Source organism: Bacillus sp. CHD6a (genome assembly GCF_001293645.1).
In the GTDB taxonomy this organism is placed as follows: Bacteria; Bacillota; Bacilli; order Bacillales; family Bacillaceae_I; genus Sutcliffiella_A.
Window position 1 is genome coordinate 1 of record NZ_LBMD01000042.1, and the last position, 17,558, is coordinate 17,558.

General features: G+C 38.4%; 25 protein-coding genes and 1 pseudogene. 20 read left to right on the top strand and 6 right to left on the bottom strand.

Going from position 1 to position 17,558, the window contains the following annotated elements:
* The 5 genes and pseudogenes from AAV98_RS20625 to AAV98_RS19180 all read left to right on the top strand — a co-directional run.
* A pseudogene (locus tag AAV98_RS20625) lies at positions 1-665 on the top strand (FtsK/SpoIIIE domain-containing protein); the annotation flags it as partial.
* Positions 662-1,354 (top strand): replication-relaxation family protein, encoded by a 693-nt coding sequence (locus AAV98_RS19170; RefSeq protein WP_082380963.1) that lies wholly within the window; start codon positions 662-664, stop codon positions 1,352-1,354. The pseudogene AAV98_RS20625 and the gene AAV98_RS19170, both read left to right, overlap by 4 nt.
* A 174-nt stretch (positions 1,355-1,528) precedes the next feature.
* A complete protein-coding gene (locus AAV98_RS20425; RefSeq protein ID WP_156317866.1) occupies positions 1,529-1,678 on the top strand; it encodes a hypothetical protein in 150 nt (49 codons plus the stop codon).
* Entirely contained in the window at positions 1,672-2,223 is a 552-nt protein-coding gene (locus AAV98_RS19175) for a DUF3967 domain-containing protein (RefSeq protein ID WP_060667122.1), read from the top strand. Before AAV98_RS20425 ends, AAV98_RS19175 begins: the two co-directional genes overlap by 7 nt.
* Positions 2,224-2,434: 211 nt before the next feature.
* A complete protein-coding gene (locus AAV98_RS19180) occupies positions 2,435-3,292 on the top strand; it encodes a tyrosine-type recombinase/integrase (protein ID WP_060667123.1) in 858 nt (285 codons plus the stop codon).
* 100 nt (positions 3,293-3,392) lie between these two features.
* Here the strand turns inward: AAV98_RS19180 and AAV98_RS19185 are convergent, their stop codons facing one another.
* Positions 3,393-4,178, bottom strand: coding sequence for a hypothetical protein (locus tag AAV98_RS19185; protein ID WP_060667124.1), 786 nt, complete (start codon positions 4,176-4,178; stop codon positions 3,393-3,395).
* Between the two features lie 133 nt (positions 4,179-4,311).
* On the opposite strand from AAV98_RS19185, the gene AAV98_RS19190 reads away from it, so the two are divergent.
* Positions 4,312-4,761, top strand: a complete 450-nt coding sequence (locus tag AAV98_RS19190) for a DUF3324 domain-containing protein (RefSeq protein WP_060667125.1) — start codon at positions 4,312-4,314, stop codon at positions 4,759-4,761.
* Between the two features lie 65 nt (positions 4,762-4,826).
* Here AAV98_RS19190 and AAV98_RS19195 read toward each other — a convergent pair whose 3' ends face one another.
* On the bottom strand, positions 4,827-5,054 hold the full coding sequence (locus tag AAV98_RS19195) for a hypothetical protein (protein ID WP_060667126.1): 228 nt from the start codon (positions 5,052-5,054) through the stop codon (positions 4,827-4,829).
* A 295-nt stretch (positions 5,055-5,349) separates the two neighbouring features.
* Here AAV98_RS19195 and AAV98_RS19200 point away from each other — a divergent pair, with 295 nt between their 5' ends.
* The 11 genes from AAV98_RS19200 to AAV98_RS20430 all read left to right on the top strand — a co-directional run bounded on the left by AAV98_RS19200 (position 5,350) and on the right by AAV98_RS20430 (position 13,778).
* Positions 5,350-5,691 (top strand): hypothetical protein, encoded by a 342-nt coding sequence (locus tag AAV98_RS19200; RefSeq protein ID WP_060667127.1) that lies wholly within the window; start codon positions 5,350-5,352, stop codon positions 5,689-5,691.
* Positions 5,692-5,810: 119 nt separating this feature from the next.
* The gene (locus tag AAV98_RS19205) at positions 5,811-6,623 is read left to right on the top strand and encodes a hypothetical protein (protein WP_060667128.1); all 813 of its coding nucleotides are present in this window, start codon (positions 5,811-5,813) and stop codon (positions 6,621-6,623) included.
* A 234-nt stretch (positions 6,624-6,857) separates the two neighbouring features.
* The gene (locus tag AAV98_RS19210; protein ID WP_060667129.1) at positions 6,858-8,156 is read left to right on the top strand and encodes a replication protein; all 1,299 of its coding nucleotides are present in this window, start codon (positions 6,858-6,860) and stop codon (positions 8,154-8,156) included.
* Positions 8,157-8,860: 704 nt separating this feature from the next.
* Positions 8,861-9,187, top strand: coding sequence for a hypothetical protein (locus AAV98_RS19215; RefSeq protein WP_060667130.1), 327 nt, complete (start codon positions 8,861-8,863; stop codon positions 9,185-9,187).
* Positions 9,188-9,351: 164 nt separating this feature from the next.
* Entirely contained in the window at positions 9,352-10,068 is a 717-nt protein-coding gene (locus AAV98_RS19220) for a hypothetical protein (protein ID WP_060667131.1), read from the top strand.
* Positions 10,069-10,103: 35 nt separating this feature from the next.
* Positions 10,104-10,622, top strand: coding sequence for a hypothetical protein (locus AAV98_RS19225; RefSeq protein WP_060667132.1), 519 nt, complete (start codon positions 10,104-10,106; stop codon positions 10,620-10,622).
* A 166-nt stretch (positions 10,623-10,788) separates the two neighbouring features.
* Positions 10,789-11,391, top strand: a complete 603-nt coding sequence (locus AAV98_RS19230; RefSeq protein WP_060667133.1) for a hypothetical protein — start codon at positions 10,789-10,791, stop codon at positions 11,389-11,391.
* A gap of 88 nt (positions 11,392-11,479) precedes the next feature.
* Complete coding sequence (locus AAV98_RS19235) at positions 11,480-11,905, top strand: HK97-gp10 family putative phage morphogenesis protein (RefSeq protein WP_060667134.1); 426 nt, start codon at positions 11,480-11,482, stop codon at positions 11,903-11,905.
* Positions 11,902-12,642, top strand: coding sequence for a hypothetical protein (locus AAV98_RS19240; protein WP_060667135.1), 741 nt, complete (start codon positions 11,902-11,904; stop codon positions 12,640-12,642). The genes AAV98_RS19235 and AAV98_RS19240 overlap by 4 nt, the downstream gene beginning before the upstream one ends.
* Positions 12,642-13,211 (top strand): hypothetical protein, encoded by a 570-nt coding sequence (locus AAV98_RS19245; RefSeq protein WP_060667136.1) that lies wholly within the window; start codon positions 12,642-12,644, stop codon positions 13,209-13,211. Before AAV98_RS19240 ends, AAV98_RS19245 begins: the two co-directional genes overlap by 1 nt.
* A 411-nt stretch (positions 13,212-13,622) precedes the next feature.
* Complete coding sequence (locus AAV98_RS20430; protein WP_156317867.1) at positions 13,623-13,778, top strand: hypothetical protein; 156 nt, start codon at positions 13,623-13,625, stop codon at positions 13,776-13,778.
* Between the two features lie 861 nt (positions 13,779-14,639).
* On the opposite strand, the gene AAV98_RS20435 is transcribed toward AAV98_RS20430, so the two are convergent.
* The 3 genes from AAV98_RS20435 to AAV98_RS19255 all read right to left on the bottom strand — a co-directional run bounded on the left by AAV98_RS20435 (position 14,640) and on the right by AAV98_RS19255 (position 15,492).
* Positions 14,640-14,798 carry a hypothetical protein gene (locus AAV98_RS20435; protein ID WP_156317868.1) on the bottom strand — a complete coding sequence of 53 codons (159 nt, stop codon included), beginning with the start codon at positions 14,796-14,798 and terminating at the stop codon, positions 14,640-14,642.
* Positions 14,785-14,988, bottom strand: coding sequence for a helix-turn-helix domain-containing protein (locus tag AAV98_RS19250; protein WP_060667137.1), 204 nt, complete (start codon positions 14,986-14,988; stop codon positions 14,785-14,787). Before AAV98_RS19250 ends, AAV98_RS20435 begins: the two co-directional genes overlap by 14 nt.
* A gap of 99 nt (positions 14,989-15,087) precedes the next feature.
* Positions 15,088-15,492: an endonuclease domain-containing protein gene (locus AAV98_RS19255; protein ID WP_060667138.1), complete on the bottom strand. Its 405-nt coding sequence runs from the start codon at positions 15,490-15,492 to the stop codon at positions 15,088-15,090.
* Positions 15,493-15,718: 226 nt separating this feature from the next.
* Between AAV98_RS19255 and AAV98_RS19260 the strand changes: the two genes are divergently transcribed.
* Positions 15,719-16,078 carry a hypothetical protein gene (locus AAV98_RS19260; RefSeq protein ID WP_156317869.1) on the top strand — a complete coding sequence of 120 codons (360 nt, stop codon included), beginning with the start codon at positions 15,719-15,721 and terminating at the stop codon, positions 16,076-16,078.
* Positions 16,079-16,296: 218 nt separating this feature from the next.
* Here AAV98_RS19260 and AAV98_RS19265 read toward each other — a convergent pair whose 3' ends face one another.
* Complete coding sequence (locus AAV98_RS19265) at positions 16,297-16,527, bottom strand: helix-turn-helix domain-containing protein (protein ID WP_060667141.1); 231 nt, start codon at positions 16,525-16,527, stop codon at positions 16,297-16,299.
* Between the two features lie 189 nt (positions 16,528-16,716).
* On the opposite strand from AAV98_RS19265, the gene AAV98_RS19270 reads away from it, so the two are divergent.
* Both AAV98_RS19270 and AAV98_RS19275 read left to right on the top strand, forming a co-directional pair.
* A complete protein-coding gene (locus AAV98_RS19270) occupies positions 16,717-17,034 on the top strand; it encodes a hypothetical protein (protein ID WP_060667140.1) in 318 nt (105 codons plus the stop codon).
* Between the two features lie 4 nt (positions 17,035-17,038).
* On the top strand, positions 17,039-17,558 hold a 520-nt coding region (locus AAV98_RS19275; RefSeq protein ID WP_269433478.1), incomplete at its 3' end, for an FtsK/SpoIIIE domain-containing protein.

Genomic DNA, 17,558 nt, shown 5'->3' on the forward strand with positions numbered 1-17,558 from the left:
ATCTTGGAGACTTGAAACGGTCAGAGTTTCACATCTTCAGGAACGTCCAGAATGTGAAGGCAACCGCCGTATCAAGCACGGAACTATCTCGCATCCTCAAACACATTAGGGCAGAGATAACGAGGCGCGGTGATCTACTGGATGAATTTGAAGTGGCTCATGTAGATGATTTGAAAATGAAAATCCCTTACATTGTCCTGGCGATTGATGAAGTAGCACTCTTGAAGGGTGATAAGGAGAACATGACTATTTTAGAAGAAATCAGCGCAGTCGGCCGTGCACTTGGAGTGTTCCTCATTATGTCCATGCAGCGACCAGACGCAAAGATACTCGATGGAAAACTAAAAGTGAATCTCACAGTAAGGATGGCGTTCCGTTCAGCCGATGGAATTAACTCGAGAATCATCATCGACAAGCAAGGGGCAGAGAAATTAGAGGGGAATGGAAGAATGTTACTTAAAATTCAAAGTGAGAAGGAATTAAAAGAAATGCAGGCTCCATATTTGACCATAGAGAGCGCAAAAAAGATTTTAGAAAGGTATAAGTCATTTGTTTCAGAAAACCCCTCTAAAGGCGAAAATAAGCCTCACAAGGTAATGTCGAACTTTGTCGTGAAAGATTTAGTAGAGGTTGATGAAAATGTATTTGGGGTGTTGGAAGAATGAGAAAGCGTGATTTAGCCATTTTAAATGACCTCACTCGATTCCGTTGCCTGACCAGGGATGATATTATAGAGCTTCATTTCTCCGGATTAAAGAACGCTGTTACTTGTTGTAATACTGTCATGAAACGTTTGCGAAGAGACGGCCATATAGAAGCAAATACCACCCAACAACCTTACATGTACTTTCTATCTCCAGCACCGATAAAAAAAGACTCGGCAAAGATTCCCCACTTCCTAAAAATCGCAGAATTCTATCAGCAAATAAAAAAACATGAGGATCCTCGGACCTTCATCGTAGAACCAAAATACGGAAAAGGATATATGGAACCGGATGCCTTCATGATTTGGAAGCGCGCGCCCTTCTTTGTAGAAATTCAACGGTCTGTTTACAGTGAACGAACAATGAATGAGAAGGTTAAACGGTACGAGGAATACTATCATAGCAAGGAATGGGAGAATGAGTCCTGGCAGCCGAAAGAGAAAAAGGTGTTCCCTCGAATCCTGTTACTTTCAGATACTCGATACAAAATAGATAGTATGTTGCGATTTTTCCAAGCTCAGAATGTGGAGGATTTTATCACCTCTGTTCAACCCCCTAAACAACCTGCAACTAATATACAAAAACCTACTAAGGAACCTTCTGTAGGAATAAAAATAAACTCTGGAAATATGCGTTACCAGACTCCTTAAAAGGGGTCTTTTTATAGTTCAGGAACCGTAAATAGTTGGACTTCTGATTGCCCAAAGTTGTACCGTGAAATCCTTGCTATGATGGGATTTTTTTGCCTTTATAACCTATGAGTCCATTCATATAGTCAAACCCATACACTTAGCCTATGAGTTTGAACCTATGAGTTTGAACCTATGAGTTTGGAAAGAGAAACGACGGAGAAACATCACGAAAACGACAGAGAAACGACACACTTGTTCATCATCGTTCGTTTGATTATGCACCGTCTGTTTCATCTTCCCAAGAGGAAAAATATCTCCTATAATCAAATGAGAGGATGGTGAACGAACGAATGGACAAGTACAAACGCGCGTCTGAAGTAGCAGAACAGCTCATCATTAACCGTAATACGTTGCGCCGATGGTTGCTGCAGTACGAGGACTATCTAAACACAAAACTTGAAGGAAACACGAAGTTCATCCATGAAAGCAGCATTCCGGCTATCCAGCTGATCAAGGAATGCTATGCTAAACAACTCCAAGAACACGAGATAAAGGATAAACTGGCCAAGAGTCACGAGATCCCTAAGAATGCGGAAAGTGAAGAAGATACGTCGGCAGTACCAACACAAGTTGAACAAGAACTGAACAACATTAAATCCTTGCTACATCAACAACAAGAGTTCAATAAACAACTGGTCGAACGGTTAAATGAACAACAAAAATACATAGAATCCCGTATGGATGCCAGGGACAAAAACCTCATGAATATGATCCGTGAAGTCCAAGAGACGAAACAACAACTTCTGGAGACGGCAGCAGCCAAAGAAGAGGTAAAAGAAGAAGAGAAGGAACAAAAGAACTGGTGGAGTAAATTATTCGGAAATTAGGGCCGCCCTCAAATTTGAGGAGGGCTCTTTTTTTATGCGAACAAACAGAGTTATGTAAACTAATCAAACCTAATTTAAATTTAGGTTTATAAAAACCCATTAAAATAAGCATTAAATAAAAACTTAATACAAAACAAAAATTATGTATTGCAATCTGTTCATTCATCGTTTATAGTTAAAACAACGAAATATTCGTCGTGGGGTGAAGGGGATGAAAAATAAAGATTATTTAGAGTCGTTTGTTGATTACTTAAAAGAAGAGGAAAAAAGTAACGGCACAGTTGAAGGCTATACATTGGACGTGAAGGACTTTCTTGCGTTCATAGAGAAAGATATTAAGAAGGTCAAAAGAACAGAGGTAAACGCATATAAACAACATTTGAGAGACCGAAAACTTAAGACGCAATCTATTAATCGTAAATTAGTAGGAGTGAAACAGTTTTTTGAATTCCTGAATGATCGTTTTGAAATGGTGATTAATGCAAAGGTTCGACAAGAGAAGGTCCAGAAGCAATATTCCTTGAAAGATGATGAGCTCTTAACTGAAGAGGATTATGAGAAGTTGATTGCTACAGTCGAGGAAGCTGGGGACATTCGTACAAAAGCTTTGTTTAATGCCATGTACTATTCAGGTATGCGTGTAAGTGAAATGTTGCAATTGCGTCTGGATCACGTAGGGAAAAACATTGTAGAGGATATCAAGGGAAAAGGCGGTAAGTATAGGGACATTTATATAAACAGTAAATTAAACGATTCTATGCGGGAGTATGTGGCCGTGAGAGTGCAACCCTTCTCCAGCAACACAAAAGCGCTATTTGTTGGCCAACGTGGTCCTATTAGCCGACAGACTGTGCATAATCTCATGAAAAGCTACGCGGTTAAGGCTGGTGTTGATAAGAAGAAAGCGCACGCTCATAACCTGCGCCATCTGTTCGGGTTACGTTTAGCAGCTAAAGGAACTCCCATTCACGTTATCGCGAAATATATGGGACATACAAGTATCGATGTAACAAAAATTTATCTGGAAAAACCACAATCTTATTATGCGAGTCTAATCGATGAATTGTAGTATAAAAAGCAATAGATTCAAGGATAATTTATGGTTTTGATGCAATTTAGGACAAAAAAATAAGACCGCGAGCTTGGTAGCTGAACGGTCTTGATTTTTTTTACCATTCCAAAGTATCTGCATAGTAATTTGTATCAATTGAAACACCTGGAGTGATACCAAAAATCCCTTTTGAAACACTGAAACTTGGATTAAATATTGTTTTAGCATGAGCATATTCAAATTTTAGATTTGTAACTCCTGTACTTTGAGACATTTGCACATTTTGACTAATATATCCTTGGTGACTAACTCCACCTTGTCGTAAGTCATAAAGTGCTCCTACCCCAGCTCCTGGGTAATAGCTATCTGGACGTGTGCTATATTCTCTTCTGTTCTTCACTCCACGTTCATATGTAGCATATTCATGAGAATGCTCTACTACATTTCCACCACTGGTTGGAATGACAATTCCTTTTCCTGATTCAAAGCCAATGCTCATTGCATCTACATAAGTATTAGCTGGGGAAGATAGCCATTTCCAAGTGCCATACAAATTATATCTTTTTCTACCGTTAGAAGCATTTGATAATTTTATAGCTTTACCAGTTAACTGAAGTTTTTTCGGAGAGATTAATGCCTCTGGTAAATACTCTCCATTGGAATCCTTAGGCGCATCATAAATAGTATGTGTTGTAGTGCCTTCTAAAACAACTTTAGCATCTTGTTCAATGAATTCTCTTAATGTTTCAACAGGTAAAATTTCAAGATCATCAGAAGAAAGACCTACTACATTAATTAGTAGTTCTTTTTCCTCTTGAGTTAAACTCGCAGATGCATGAGCATTAGAGTTGCCAAAGATAAAAAATAGTAGAATCAAACAAAAAATACCAGCTGATTTTTTCATATTATTCCTCCATAACCTTTTTTTGTAACTAATAGAGATTATAGGATATTACAAAAAAAGTTCATATAGTTCGAAAGAACTAAAAATTCTTAATATTTTATTAATTTTTTGTAGAGTGGAAGGGGTTACTTTTATGAAGAAGATTTTAGTTTTATTATCAGTTTTGTTGGTTTTTAGTATGGTTGTTTTTATTACCTTTAAGTGGAATGTGGATGAAGTAGTTAAAATGGATTCAAAGCTTGAATTTATCTCTGAATCTGAGGGAATAAAAACCTATGAATTTTCTGTCAAACCCTTACAACAAGGCGAAACTGAAATTAGGTTTCACCTTAAGAATGATATTAGTATTGTCTTAGAAAAAATGGATGTAGATATAGAAAATATATCTCAGGAATCACTAATCTATGAAATTCCAAACCGAGAAAAAGGAGAAAAGGTAGTATTAAAACCTGACGAAGAATTAAAATATCCAATAGGAGTAGATTTGAACAAACTTACCCAGGGTACATATAAATTAAGTGTTAATTTCTCAGCTGAAAATGTGGAAGTAGCTGAACAAAGTGTAGAAATTGTAGTTGAGTAATAATTAAATAATTAAAGCACACATTTTACCAATCTAATTAATTAATATTAATTTTTTAAGGATTCTCAATCAAGAGAATCCTTTTCTATTTTCATGGAATACCCGAGTAGATTCATGATTTTTAGTAAATCTCTAAAGCGTAATGCATCGTTATTTAAGGCAGAACGAAATGTTGTTTCTGGAACATCCAAAGCTTCGGCCAGCTGCTTAAATGTTTTGTATTGGGAATCCTCCATCATGATCTTCACAGCATTTTTAATATTCATATTAGCAACGTTAATTGTTTTTGTCATATTACCATCCCCCTTGATAATTAATTATTTATCATATGACTATTATTTAATCATATAATTAATATTTAGTCTACAAATCGTTTGACACGACTAAATAATCGTTGTAAACTTAGGATAAGCAATGATAGACAGGGGGAAATTGATGGATAAATTGTAAAATAAGTAATAAATGTTATTAGTTTATTATGGTACTTATGGATTAATATGAGGTTTATGGTTCCACATATATACAAAAAAGGAACTTGATACAAAAGGTGGATTATGTAACAAAAACACTCAAAGGGAGATGGAAAACATGAGAGAAGTATTTGCACCAGTGTTGGCAGAGAAATTAGAGAAATTGGCGGTTAGCAAGTTTGATGAGTATTTGGAGAATGAAATCAATCGTTCTGCAATGGTTGAAATCCAATGGGATAAGGCTGAAGAGTTATATAAAGAAGTAGACTTTCACTTGGAGGACGAACGTATCAAACAAAAGCTTTTTGAACTTAGAGACCAGATCTCCAACGTATCTGCTTTTGAAAGCCAGGATGCTTTTGTAGCTGGATTTCTTCAAGGAATGCTGTACTTAGAAGAAATAAACGCCGTTCAAGAAAGCATAAAAAAAGCACGGACAGCTGGCACTGTACGCGCATAAAGTTCCGTATACTACTACGAACATCTATTATTAATTATAGTACAAGCCTAAATATATATGCAAGAAATAAGGGGTGGGAAACTGCCCTATAACGATAAAGAAGCAAAGGGGAAGGTTAGATGACCAAATTACTTTTGGATGAACATCCGTTACAGGTATTACCCGGCTTAGCGAAAAAAATAGGGTTGAACGAAGCTATCTTTCTGCAACAGATCCATTACTGGAATGAGATAAATAAAAAGGCAAACAACAACTATAGGGATGGTTATCACTGGACATTCAACAGTGGGAAGGATTTTTTGGAACAGTTTCCGTTTTGGAGTAAGAAAACAATTCAACGGACCATAACTCGTTTAGAGAAACTGAAATTACTTGTAAGTGGAAACTACAATAAGTTGAAAATTGACCGAACGAAGTGGTACAGAATTGATTATAAAGTGCTTTCAGCCTTAGAGTCATCACCATTTACCCAAATTGGGTCAACCAATGAGTCAAAATGGGTAGAACATTTGGCCAGCTTGGGACTACCATTACCAGAAATTAATTCAGAGATTTCTTCAGAGATTAATAAAAAGCATAAGGGAACGGAAAATGATTCCGTCCGTGTCGCTTTTTCTTTCCAAGATTATATAAAGAAATTTAAAGTGAATGAAGTTGATATTGAGGTAATAGAGCATTATTTATCTCTATACAGAGATTGCATGAATGAGGAACATCCAAATTTAAAAGCAGAACAATGGGGTTATGTGGTAGATAGATTATATTACGTTACAAACCCTGACTATGATATAGACTTCGATTTAGATGAATCAGCTGTAATGGATATGATGGAGAAACACTTTCAAACCGAGTATGAGAATTGTGATTATAACATTCTCCACTTTATGTCAGACGGTGTAAGAGTTAAAAGGATGTATGAGGTTGCATATTAAAGATAGAGGGTGCTCAAAGTTGAGCGCCCCTTGTTTTTTCGACAGATGATAGCACCAGATACAAAATTCTGATAGTATTATAGACAAAGAAAAAACTCCCTCAAGGTTTGGCGGCCAACGGGAGTTTCTGTGCAAGGGATTAGTGTACCCTTATTACATTTGTGTATATTTTATTTATATCACAAATATATCATAGGTACACGTCCCTTTCCACTATGAAAGGGGAAAAAAATAATGGAAAATGCAAACTCCATTCAGAAGGCGCAATATCACGCCTGGTTCCAACATAGTGATGCTGATGGATGGATTACAGTAGCAAGAAAAGGCGAGAGTAATAGTTTCATTCAGAAACACTATAAGCCTACTGAACTTGCGGACAAGCTAACAGAGTGGTTAGGAGAAGATGTATTCTTTAGCCAAAATACATTTTATCGACCACAAAGAAGCATAGAGAACGTCCGGCAACTACGGTCCTTATATACTGACTTGGATTTTTATTTATTTAACTATGATCCATCCTGGGTGATGGCAAAATTACAACATGAATTTTTTGGCCAATCGATACCAGAACCGAACTTGATTATTTTTAGTGGTCAAGGAATCGTTCTGATATGGTTATTGGACCCTGTACCTCATAAAGCTTTACCATTGTGGCAAGCTGTACAAAATCACTTCTTAAGCCAATTAGAAGAGCTTGGAGGAGATCCGAAAGCTTCAGACGCTGCACGAGTGTTCCGAATAGCTGGTAGCGTAAATTCTAAGAACGGGGCAGAAGTAAGAGCTGAGTTCCGTCATGATCATAAGTACCAGTTAAGACAGCTGCAATACGATTACTTGCCTGAGCTTAATGACGAGATAAATCCTCCTAAAAAGAAAAAAAGAGGGCGCAAAAAACGGGTAGCGCAGTTATTTAATACATACAAACTGCATTACGCACGTCTAATGGATTTAGTGAGATTGGTAGAACTACGAAACTACGAAGTGAAGGGTCATAGAGAATTAATCTGCTTTTTATATAGATATTGGCAGTGTTGCTATTCAAACGACCCTTCAGAAGCCCTAAATCAGACCATGACGCTTAATTTGCAATTCTCGGCACCCTTAACCCTCCGAGAGGTAGAAAGAGCCACCAGAAGCGCAGAAAAGGCTTGGGAGGCACGTAGCAATGAAGAAGCGAATAAGCTTGCTATCGAAAAAGGATATCCAGGAGCCGGGTACAACATAAGCAATAAAAAGCTAATTTCGTGGTTGGACATTACAAGTGACGAAATGACGCATTTAACGACGATTATAGACGGTGTAGAGAAGAACAAAAGGAAACGTATTGCGAACATGGAAATGCGCCGTGAACAGGGCGTGAAGCCACGTGAAGAGTATTTAAAAGAGCAACATGCGAAAACAGATAATCAATTAACAAACTTGCAGCAAGCATTACAAGAAAATCCGAAGGCAAAACGAAAGGATTTAGCTGCTATATTAGGAGTTTCAGTCTTTCGTATAGATCAGTTGAAACGACAATTAAAAAGTTTGTAGTGGTCTGTACGCTTATATTATGGGCTTTAGCCTGTGTGGTTTATTTGGGTCTCTTCGGAGGCCTTTTTTAGTGCTTGGTTTTTTCTCCTCTCGCTGGATATGACGTATTATAGGTATAATACGACCATGTTCATTACCTAATTTATGTAATGTAAGAGAAAACAAGGATTACATAATGTTCCTTTTGTATCGAGAAGTATTTCTTCACTGATCTTATGCTACTTCCTCTATGTGAAATCCAAAATACGGAGATTCTACGGGAATTTTATACTGTTTTTATTAATTGGTCTCCAAAAACTACTTTCTGTATGTTATAATTAAAAGTTTTAAAAAATATATTGACCGAACTCTCGTTCTCATTTATAATTGTATATATAGAGAGAAAACCTACTTTGTCGAAGATTGCAGGATTCCCGAATAGAGAAAGAACTATTTATATGCCAGGGGGCACATCAATGGTGTTTAAGGCCTGCAAATGTTCTAATTGCAAAAGAACCGTTTCAGAAGGCACTATCGGATCTACGATAAGAGGCTGGTGTAGACGGTGTAAGCTTTATACAACTATGACAATTAAATAATTAGAGTCCCAAGAGGACCAGGATTTGCGTAATACATTTTTTGTATTGCACGAATTTTGGTCCTCTTTTATTTGCTAAACACTGGAGTTTGTGTCCCTCGGTATACTTTTTGGAGGCAAAAGACAAATGAATGGTTTACCAGAAGTACACAAGAAAGTTGTTGGGTTAATTGGTTATGGAAAAGAGAGATCTACTACAGTATCACAAATTTCTAAACTAACTGGATTAGGGTCAACAACAGTAAGAAATATAGTTTCTGAGGCGGTAGTTAAGTACGGAGCTCCTATTGGCACTTGTAACGAAGCAGGAAAAGGTGGCTATTACATCATTAGTAATGACATAGAAAAAGGGGATACTGTTCGAAATTTACGCAGCAGAGCTATGAAAATACTTAAAAGAGCAAATGCAATTGAGAAACTTCCTGCTGCTGAACAACAGAAGTTTTTATTGTAAAAGGAGGAACAAAAGTGACTGAATGTGTTAATTGCAAAGCTATTTTAAGAAGTGGGTTTCCTAAAATTATTGTAAATGATAAACCCTATTGTACTGGGTGCGGAGGTAAGTTTTACGGATCAAATACTGCAATTCAAAAACCTAAAAGACAGGAGAGAGTATAAATGGATTTAAACGAAATGAGACACCGGATTAATAGAGCTGAGAGAGAATTGATGCCAGCTGCAAGAGTGCAACAATGGGAAAAGATGCAGAGTGATGCGCAGGCATACTTGAAGACTTTAACTGATCAACGAAAAACTGAAGAAGCAAAGCTTTTGCAAGAAATTGAGGGATTAAAGCCTGAGGTAGTTGGTGTTACGGATGAGGAAAAGAAAAATCGTCCGGAAACAACTATTGTAGGGTCTCGAAAGTTAGATAGCAGAAATGTAACAGTCATGAACTATCTGACTAAGACTACACTTTCTCGCTTATCAGCAGAAGCCGGAAGCCCAGAGGAATTTCTTAAACTTATTGAGGAATTAGCGACTAACGACAATGAACAGTTCAGATATATTCTTTTGGATAGCTATCACGACATTGTGAAAATGGGACAATCTCTATTTCCATCAAATACAGAAAAAGGTCTTGCTGGAATGGGATTTAAAAACGTCGAACACAAGATTAGGGATCATTATAAAGCTGCCAAAGAAAGCCTGAAAAGTCCGGAACAAATTAAATATGAGCAAGCAGTGGACGAGGTAGAGCTGAAGAAGAGTCGTTTAGCCTCCAGATCTTATCCGGTGGAGAAGAACATTCAGGAATTCTTAGGTGAGTTATCCGGGAAAATCAATTGGACGAAAAATAAAATGCCTGGTGGCCAGAGTACGAATGTTTGGTAATTAAAAATAGCTGATGAAGACGGAGGGGAGACCTGATGAAGTTGGAGGTACCATTTGCAAAAAGAATTGAACTATTTGAGCTGACTGATTATGCTGCAGCGAGATTGTGGGCCACGACCTTAATCGCTGAATGCGAGGAAGTAATTGCAGAACTGTATGAGGATTGTTCGCCTGTAATGACCTCTATTGACTATGAAACCGGTTTGGGTGGTGCCATAAGAGTATCCGTTGAAGATATGGCTATCACCATTATCGAGAGGAAGGAGAGCTACGCTAAATTGATTGCTAATGAAGAACGTAAAGCACAGCTTTTTGAGTTGGCGATGGAATCATTAACAGATAGGGAACGAGACGTGATCCAAGTTAAATATCACGGCCGTCCAAATGATTTAGGGTTGTCCGTAGAGTACTTTAATCAATTGCTGCAAGAGGCTCAGGATAAATTGTGTGTCTCCTTATATCGAGAGGTAGAGATCCGACAAATAGCCGATGAGGAAGAGCGTAGGGAAAAGCTAAGAAGAGAGATTAGAGAGTTTAGCGGAGGGCAATTGTAGCACTTTTTTCCGAACGGAACACAGAACACAACCGGGTCGGAATGATATATTCTAAACGCTTTAATGGCGCGGTTTAGAGGTGCAACCTTTTTTGCAACGTTTCATGCAACCTACACAAAATTCCTTAATGATTTAGGTTTACGTATTTATAGAGAGGTGATGGTGAGTGGGAGGTTCTGGTTCTGGATTGTACGGAAATGGTGGATGGATAGGAAGAGACACGGTAGAGAGTAAGCTTTGTTTGGATATTCGAGTATTAAAACCCGGTTTAGATTCAGGTAATACTCTAATTTTTAAGTGGAGATATAGGGAAAAGCGATTTTCTCCACCTGTAGAACGAGAGTTAAAGATTGCTACCCATAGCACTTACTTATTGTTTCAAACTCCTTCTGATGAATACACTGTGGGATTATCTTGGACGAACTGTAATTACGGAGGAAAAAGACCTTGGTTTGTCTGTACTGGATGCGGAAAACGAAGAGGAAAGTTGTTTTTTAAAAAAGAGAAATTCTTGTGTAGAGAGTGTCACGATTTAACGTATATAAGTTGCCAAGTTTCTGGGAACAAGTTGGAGGAATTGGACAACAAGTTATATAAGCTCGCAAGAAAGTTACAGATGAAAGACTTTAAGCCGTATGACTTGCACCCTCTTTTTTTTAAACCGAAGGGGATGCACCAAGAAACCTTTGATCGGTTACGTTCCAAATTGGAATGGCTGCTGATTAAGAGGCAGGAAGCTTGGATTGCAGGTTGTCGGTTTCATAGTTAAGAAATCATGGGTTACAAAAGTGTTGTTATGTATCGAATTTAAAATAAAGCTTATGAAATAAGGGTTTGAGAATTGGGAGTGGAGGAAAATGGCACGAGGAAAGATAAAATTCGGCAATAAAGGGTTAGAATTGTCTCTCAAAAAGTTCGAAGAAAACATGATTGAAGACGTAAAAAAAGTGATTGCAAGCACGGCTGCTATTATACATTCGACAGCAACAACATTGGCTCCAGTAGATGAAGGGAATCTAAAGCAATCTATCGAGATGCAATTCCTTAAAGGTGGCTTGACTGCAATTGTGACTGTGAACTCGAGCTATGCAGTTTGGATTGAATACGGCACAGGCGTGTACTCCAAGGATGGACGGGGAAGAAAAACGCCGTGGGTGTACTGGTCTGATAAACTTCAGAGGTTTACTGTGACTAAAGGGATGCCAGCGCAGCCGTTTTGGGGGCCAGCTATTGATGCGGGAGCCAGACATTTTTATCGTGAAATGAGGAGGTTAGGATTATGAAGAATAGAGATAGTAAATGGGTTTTATATAGTCGAGGTACGCAGGGGGGCGGGGCCTTAGTTAAGTCCACAAGTTCTGGAGGAGGCACGACTGCAACCTCTTCAAGTGGTGGTGGCAGTACGCAAACTTCTTCTTCAGGAGGAGGTATCGCTACTTCTACTCAAACTGGAGGTGCAACTACACAAACTTCTTCTTCTGGAGGGGGAACATCAACATCTTCTTCACATACTGCTGAAACGCAAGAGGTGACAGGAGTAGATAGACCGGGCGAAGCGGGAAATCACTATCATAACTATTATTCGAGAGCGCATAATCATACTGTCGTAATCCCAAATCATACTCATTCGACCACATTGCCAGCGCACTCACACGATTTTGAGGTGCCTAATCATTCGCATTCTATCCAGATTCCGAACCATACGCATAGTGTTCAAATTCCAAACCACTCGCATGATGTTCAATTACCGGACCACGCTCACGAATTAGAGCATGGTATTTTCACATTAGATCGGTTACCTACAGCAGTAGAAATAAAGGTGGATGGTAACTTAGTTCCCCATTCAGATATCGTAGGTGCCAATATCGATCTTATTCCATACCTTGCAAAAGATGAAAACGGGAAAATTTCGCGAGGTCGATGGCATCAAGTAACTATCCGGCCCAATGATTTAGGGAGAGTTAATGCAAATATCATATCCCAAGTATTCATTCAATCCCGTGGAGGAGGAAAACACTGATGTCATTTACTCTCATTGTTGCTACTCACGAATACGCTGTTATGTCAGGGGATTACAGAAGAACACACATAGAGGATGACAAGATATTTTATGATGATACCCCGAAAGTTTTTCATCTTACTAAGAATGTGATGGCTGGCTTTACAGGGGATGTAAGCAAAATGATGGAATTGAGAAGTAAGGTAAAGTTAAACCCTCAATCTAAGATTACCAGCGTGGTAAAGACTTTTGAGAAAGAACTAAAAGGTGATGGAGCTTATTTCACCATACTCCTTGTAGGGAAAGATGACAAAGGACGTATGAAGATAGCAGAAATCACCCATAGAAACCACTTTAAAGCAAAATATATAACAGTGAAGTCCGGAGAAATTAAATGGCGCTTTTCCTATGCTTATGTGAATCCTGGTGACCTACTAACAGATTATTATGAGGAACTACCCGGAGTAAGTGAAGTTAATTTGGCTAATTTGGCTTCCAGGGTGACTGAAGAAGTTGGTAAGAAGGATATAAGGGTTTCTGAAAAGTTTGATGTACTGCGATTATGTGACCCTTCTGGAGTTACGGTTTAAGCACCTGAAAAAGGTGTTTTTTTGATCCACAAACTGCGGGTTCTATATGTTATAAGATGCAAATTAGCAACAGAATAATTCCCCACATAAAAACGACAGGTGAAATACACCCCAATCATTTGCTACATAAGGCTTTACAACCACTTACAATCATGAAAAAAAGACGGATAATTCACGGATAATAATTATCGAAGCATTATCCGAGTTTTTCTCCATGAAATTCTTCATTTCACCTAAAAAAATTCTGAACAAGGTTAATAAAGTGACGATAGATATGAATACAACAACGAAAGGGTGGTGTAAATATATATTTTAGTCGATCGTAAGGCAAAGCCAGGGGAGTATATTGAACACAAGTTAACTGGGAAGATTGAAGTATCCAGGTGGGTAAGTGGAGATGGAGCAGTTGTAGTGAACGAGCTATTCCCTATGTTTTCAGATTCTCCGGACTTTATTGAGTGGGAGAAAAAGGAATATTTTGTATTAGAACGTATAACAGAAGGGAAATTATTAGAGGACGTAACGGAGTTTTTTGACTTCATGAAACTCCACATAAGAAAAGAATAAAGAGAAGGACTTGTCTCCCTTCTCTTTTACATAAATCAGTTTATTATGAGGCATAAGTGCAGAAAAATAAAAAAACAGGAAATTTTTATTAATGTTCTCAAATTATGCAAAATGTTGTTGTATAATGTCTCTATGCCTATGAGACCGACCTTCCAATTTTTTCGAACGGGGGGCGGTTTCGATGGAGAAATTAAAAACTTTCCTGAAGAAGTTGTCCAAGAATGAAAGCACTATTGGTAAGAGCGTGGATTGGGCCCTACGACTCTGCAGAATAGCGCTTCTCATCTTGGAAAGCTTTTTCAAAAATTAAAAATGTAACCTGTCACTAAAGCCACTGGAGCAGCAATAACTGAAGGAAGGGTACATAGAGGGATTAGTAGCTACCAGATACACCAACACTATTGATCTATGGCATGAGTCGGAAAGACCTCTACTACTCCCTTCTTTCTGATGTTTACTATGAGTTTCCCCAATTTATGAAAAAAAAACATACAGTATAGAAAAAGAACCTCTGGCTACCACACCAGAGGTTCTAAGTTTTCCAATTTCTTCTTTCGGAGAAACGTTAACTTCCCTTTTAAAACATGCTCGTTTGTACCTTAATTCACTGAATCAAGTGCACAATCCCTAACAATCCTCCCAATAATCCCAGATTTTGAGCCTTTGATTCCGAGGTTGGGCCACGAATCAAAAAGGAGAGAAAAACACTCTGGGATAGGTGTTCTGAACTCTTAGCTCTTAAGTAAAGTAGCTCACTTAAGTAAGCTGATGATCAATCTTAAAACATAATTTGTTAGGGTTAACGGTATTATAACATAACTTGTCCAAACGTGAACAACTTTAAACATTTTTTTACAAAAGCTATCTTTTGTATTCGGTCCTTATTTCTTCCTGTGTATCCTCTTTTTCCTTGCAACGAATTTTTTCTTCTGCTATTTTTTCTCCGATAATCTTCAATGCAAGCCTGTAAAAGTTTTCTTCTGCTTGTTTCCAGTTAGGACCTTTCTCAATGGTTATCATGAGTTCCCTCGTCTCTATAATTATTTCGCGTCTGCTCTTTCAACCATTTTAGAAAGTCTTCACTTTTGACTCGTATAGTGCCGTCAAAGACAATTGCAGGGAAGTCTTCCTTGTTCATTATGGAATAAGCTTTGGAACGGGAAACACTAAGAAATTCTTGAATATCACTTGCCTTTAAGATCTCTTTCATCTGTACATACCCACCTTTCTTTTGAGTATGTTTTCTCCTAATAGTCTTACGATTCCTATCTAATTCTTGTATCTTCGTTCGCCTTATTTCGCCGTAACATTAAACATTTTGTCCAATTATATAAAGTACCTTGTTCAAATCCCTGTTTATATTCCTTCCAGAAAAACGTAAGACTTTCCATCCATGCCGTCTTAAATAGGCGTTTTTTTGTCTGTCATGAGCTTTTTGTTGTGGTGTGGAGTGATAGGTCTTCCCGTCGCATTCTATTGCTATACGGTAAGCAGGAAGCGCTAAATCTATGCGATAACCTCCACATGGAACCTGTGTATGTACGGTGTACCCATTAAAAACCAACGCATTGTATAAACGTCTCTCTATGTATGATTCACAATTATAGATTTGTTCGCTGGAACAGGTGGTTTTCGTCCTAACTCTTTTTAGGTCGATCATCATGAAGATAATTGACATGATAATAAAGCTGGAAATGACCAAAAAACCTAACATGTTACCACTCCATTACAACGGTAGCTCTTTGGTAGAGGATAGGCCATTTGCGGTTGATTTACCAAAGTCGTTACCAAGTTATCTGCCTTGTTAGTTTTATCAAAGTAATTGAGCTTTAATCCTTGATATAAAAGGATTCTCATTTTTGTTTTAAATAGGGGTTGGAGGAAGTTGGGTTAGGGGGTACGGGGGGAAGGGAAGAAGGAGGAAGGGAACTTTTGTCGAAGTGAGTAAACAGAAGAGAGGTGAGATTATGGAAATCATGGAAAACAGAGATTTGATAATAGACAAGTATGGAAATTATTACATTGCTGAGAGTGTTTATGGAAAACAAGTAAGGTTAGTGAATGCGGTTATTTATTACGCTAATAACCGAGTGTTAAATACCGATCTTCTTGATGCAGTCAATAAGCAATATGGTGAACCTTCCTCTGTACTAAGATTCTTTACGGATATGGTCAAAGATAGAATCGAAGGATTAAAGTCAGGAAAGTATCCTGGATCAATTTATTCTTTCGAGGAGGTAGAAGCGAATTACACCGTTAGTGTTAGCGGGCTTCATTCAAGGAGTGTAGTTGTAGATTGATTTAGAGCACCTTAAGGGGTGCTTTTTTAATCCGTAGGTTATTGCGAAGCAACGCAAAAAACCCATTTCACCGGGGCGGTGTGTAAATGGGCACTCTGTGATTTTTGACGGGCTCAAAGTTGAGCTTGAACCCCTTTGAACACGCCTGACGAAAACAAAGTTTTAGCACCACACTTTATAGAGTGTATAAGTGCGCTATCGCTTGAACCGATAGTGGTTCACATATCGAAAAAGTCCTCTGCCCTTTTATGCGGATCTACCTCACGTACAGCCTTCATTATCTTCTTAATCGTCTTGCTGGTTGGTTCATACTCCTCATTTGAACAGGCGCGACTAACTGTATTTCTCCCCAGTCCCGATTTCTGCATTAACCATTCCTGAGTTATCCCGTACTTATCCAGCCATTTCCCTAACTTGGACCGCGGTTTTCCTCCAAAGATTCCAAACATAAACACTTCGAGCACTCCTTCTGACGAGCTAAACATTGTTTAGACCGTTGTTTTTGCTATCAGTTATGGCCAAGCATCTAATAGTTTTATTCATTTTTGGTGAAAGTTTTTTTAGAAAATGGTGAAAGTTGGACAACCAGTGCTGCATACCCTACACCATGATAGTTACCAAAGTAGGGAGTTGAGGTTATGTTCGGGCAGCGTATAGAAACGATTAATTACAAAGATTTCATGAGGGGGCAGCATCGCTTTCCAAATTTGAAAAGCAAAAAACAAAATGTTTATAGCATTATCACAGTCAGTCCCTTTGCATTATTTGATCCGTTGGTGTTAGGAGTTGCTGCAGGAATATTAGGTATTGTACTGCTGGAAAAATTTCTGGAAGGAAGCAGTCTCTTTGTATTAGGGGAGTACCTTGCTAAGTTTATCGGGGTGATTTGTCCGGTGGCTTTGTTCGGCGCGCTGATTTATTTTCTTATGACGAATCCATTTATACTTTGGGGGTGAACGAATGATTAAACAATGGTTGAATAAGCAGAGGGCAAAAGGAGAGCTCTTGAAGGTATTTAGAACGGCTGAAATTGGCATTCCTCACGGGTCCGGTGATAAGAAATTATTCCGTCATCCAAAGGTGAACGATGTTCGGTTTAACTTTGAACAGAAAACACTCACTTATGTTTTTACTATCCCGACGGGCTTTGACCCGAAGTTGATACAAAAGAAGCGTTATGTATTTGAACAGGTGTTCAGCCGAAACATTGAGTTAAAAGGCGACCTGAAGACTTTCACACTTACAGTATTTGCAACGTATTTTCCTTCCGAGGTGACCTATAATTACGAGTCGATGGACCTTAAAGGGAAGCTTCCTATTCCGGTTGGGGTGGACTCTCACGGAAGATTCTATTCTTACGATATGGCAGAGAATCCTCATCTTCTGATTGCCGGGGAGACCGGGTCCGGTAAGTCTACACAGCTGCGTTCCATCTTGGCCACGTTGATCCAAGTGAAAAAGCCGACAGAGGTAGAGTTCT

Coding starts and splice junctions, on each gene's coding strand:
- AAV98_RS19170 (WP_082380963.1), top strand. CDS start 662: ATGAGAAAGCGTGATTTAGCCATTTTAAATGACCTCACTCGATTCCGT.
- AAV98_RS20425 (WP_156317866.1), top strand. CDS start 1,529: ATGAGTTTGGAAAGAGAAACGACGGAGAAACATCACGAAAACGACAGA.
- AAV98_RS19175 (WP_060667122.1), top strand. CDS start 1,672: ATGGTGAACGAACGAATGGACAAGTACAAACGCGCGTCTGAAGTAGCA.
- AAV98_RS19180 (WP_060667123.1), top strand. CDS start 2,435: ATGAAAAATAAAGATTATTTAGAGTCGTTTGTTGATTACTTAAAAGAA.
- AAV98_RS19185 (WP_060667124.1), bottom strand. CDS start 4,178: ATGAAAAAATCAGCTGGTATTTTTTGTTTGATTCTACTATTTTTTATC.
- AAV98_RS19190 (WP_060667125.1), top strand. CDS start 4,312: ATGAAGAAGATTTTAGTTTTATTATCAGTTTTGTTGGTTTTTAGTATG.
- AAV98_RS19195 (WP_060667126.1), bottom strand. CDS start 5,054: ATGACAAAAACAATTAACGTTGCTAATATGAATATTAAAAATGCTGTG.
- AAV98_RS19200 (WP_060667127.1), top strand. CDS start 5,350: ATGAGAGAAGTATTTGCACCAGTGTTGGCAGAGAAATTAGAGAAATTG.
- AAV98_RS19205 (WP_060667128.1), top strand. CDS start 5,811: ATGACCAAATTACTTTTGGATGAACATCCGTTACAGGTATTACCCGGC.
- AAV98_RS19210 (WP_060667129.1), top strand. CDS start 6,858: ATGGAAAATGCAAACTCCATTCAGAAGGCGCAATATCACGCCTGGTTC.
- AAV98_RS19215 (WP_060667130.1), top strand. CDS start 8,861: ATGAATGGTTTACCAGAAGTACACAAGAAAGTTGTTGGGTTAATTGGT.
- AAV98_RS19220 (WP_060667131.1), top strand. CDS start 9,352: ATGGATTTAAACGAAATGAGACACCGGATTAATAGAGCTGAGAGAGAA.
- AAV98_RS19225 (WP_060667132.1), top strand. CDS start 10,104: ATGAAGTTGGAGGTACCATTTGCAAAAAGAATTGAACTATTTGAGCTG.
- AAV98_RS19235 (WP_060667134.1), top strand. CDS start 11,480: ATGGCACGAGGAAAGATAAAATTCGGCAATAAAGGGTTAGAATTGTCT.
- AAV98_RS19240 (WP_060667135.1), top strand. CDS start 11,902: ATGAAGAATAGAGATAGTAAATGGGTTTTATATAGTCGAGGTACGCAG.
- AAV98_RS19245 (WP_060667136.1), top strand. CDS start 12,642: ATGTCATTTACTCTCATTGTTGCTACTCACGAATACGCTGTTATGTCA.
- AAV98_RS20435 (WP_156317868.1), bottom strand. CDS start 14,798: ATGATAACCATTGAGAAAGGTCCTAACTGGAAACAAGCAGAAGAAAAC.
- AAV98_RS19250 (WP_060667137.1), bottom strand. CDS start 14,988: ATGAAAGAGATCTTAAAGGCAAGTGATATTCAAGAATTTCTTAGTGTT.
- AAV98_RS19255 (WP_060667138.1), bottom strand. CDS start 15,492: ATGTTAGGTTTTTTGGTCATTTCCAGCTTTATTATCATGTCAATTATC.
- AAV98_RS19265 (WP_060667141.1), bottom strand. CDS start 16,527: ATGTTTGGAATCTTTGGAGGAAAACCGCGGTCCAAGTTAGGGAAATGG.
- AAV98_RS19270 (WP_060667140.1), top strand. CDS start 16,717: ATGTTCGGGCAGCGTATAGAAACGATTAATTACAAAGATTTCATGAGG.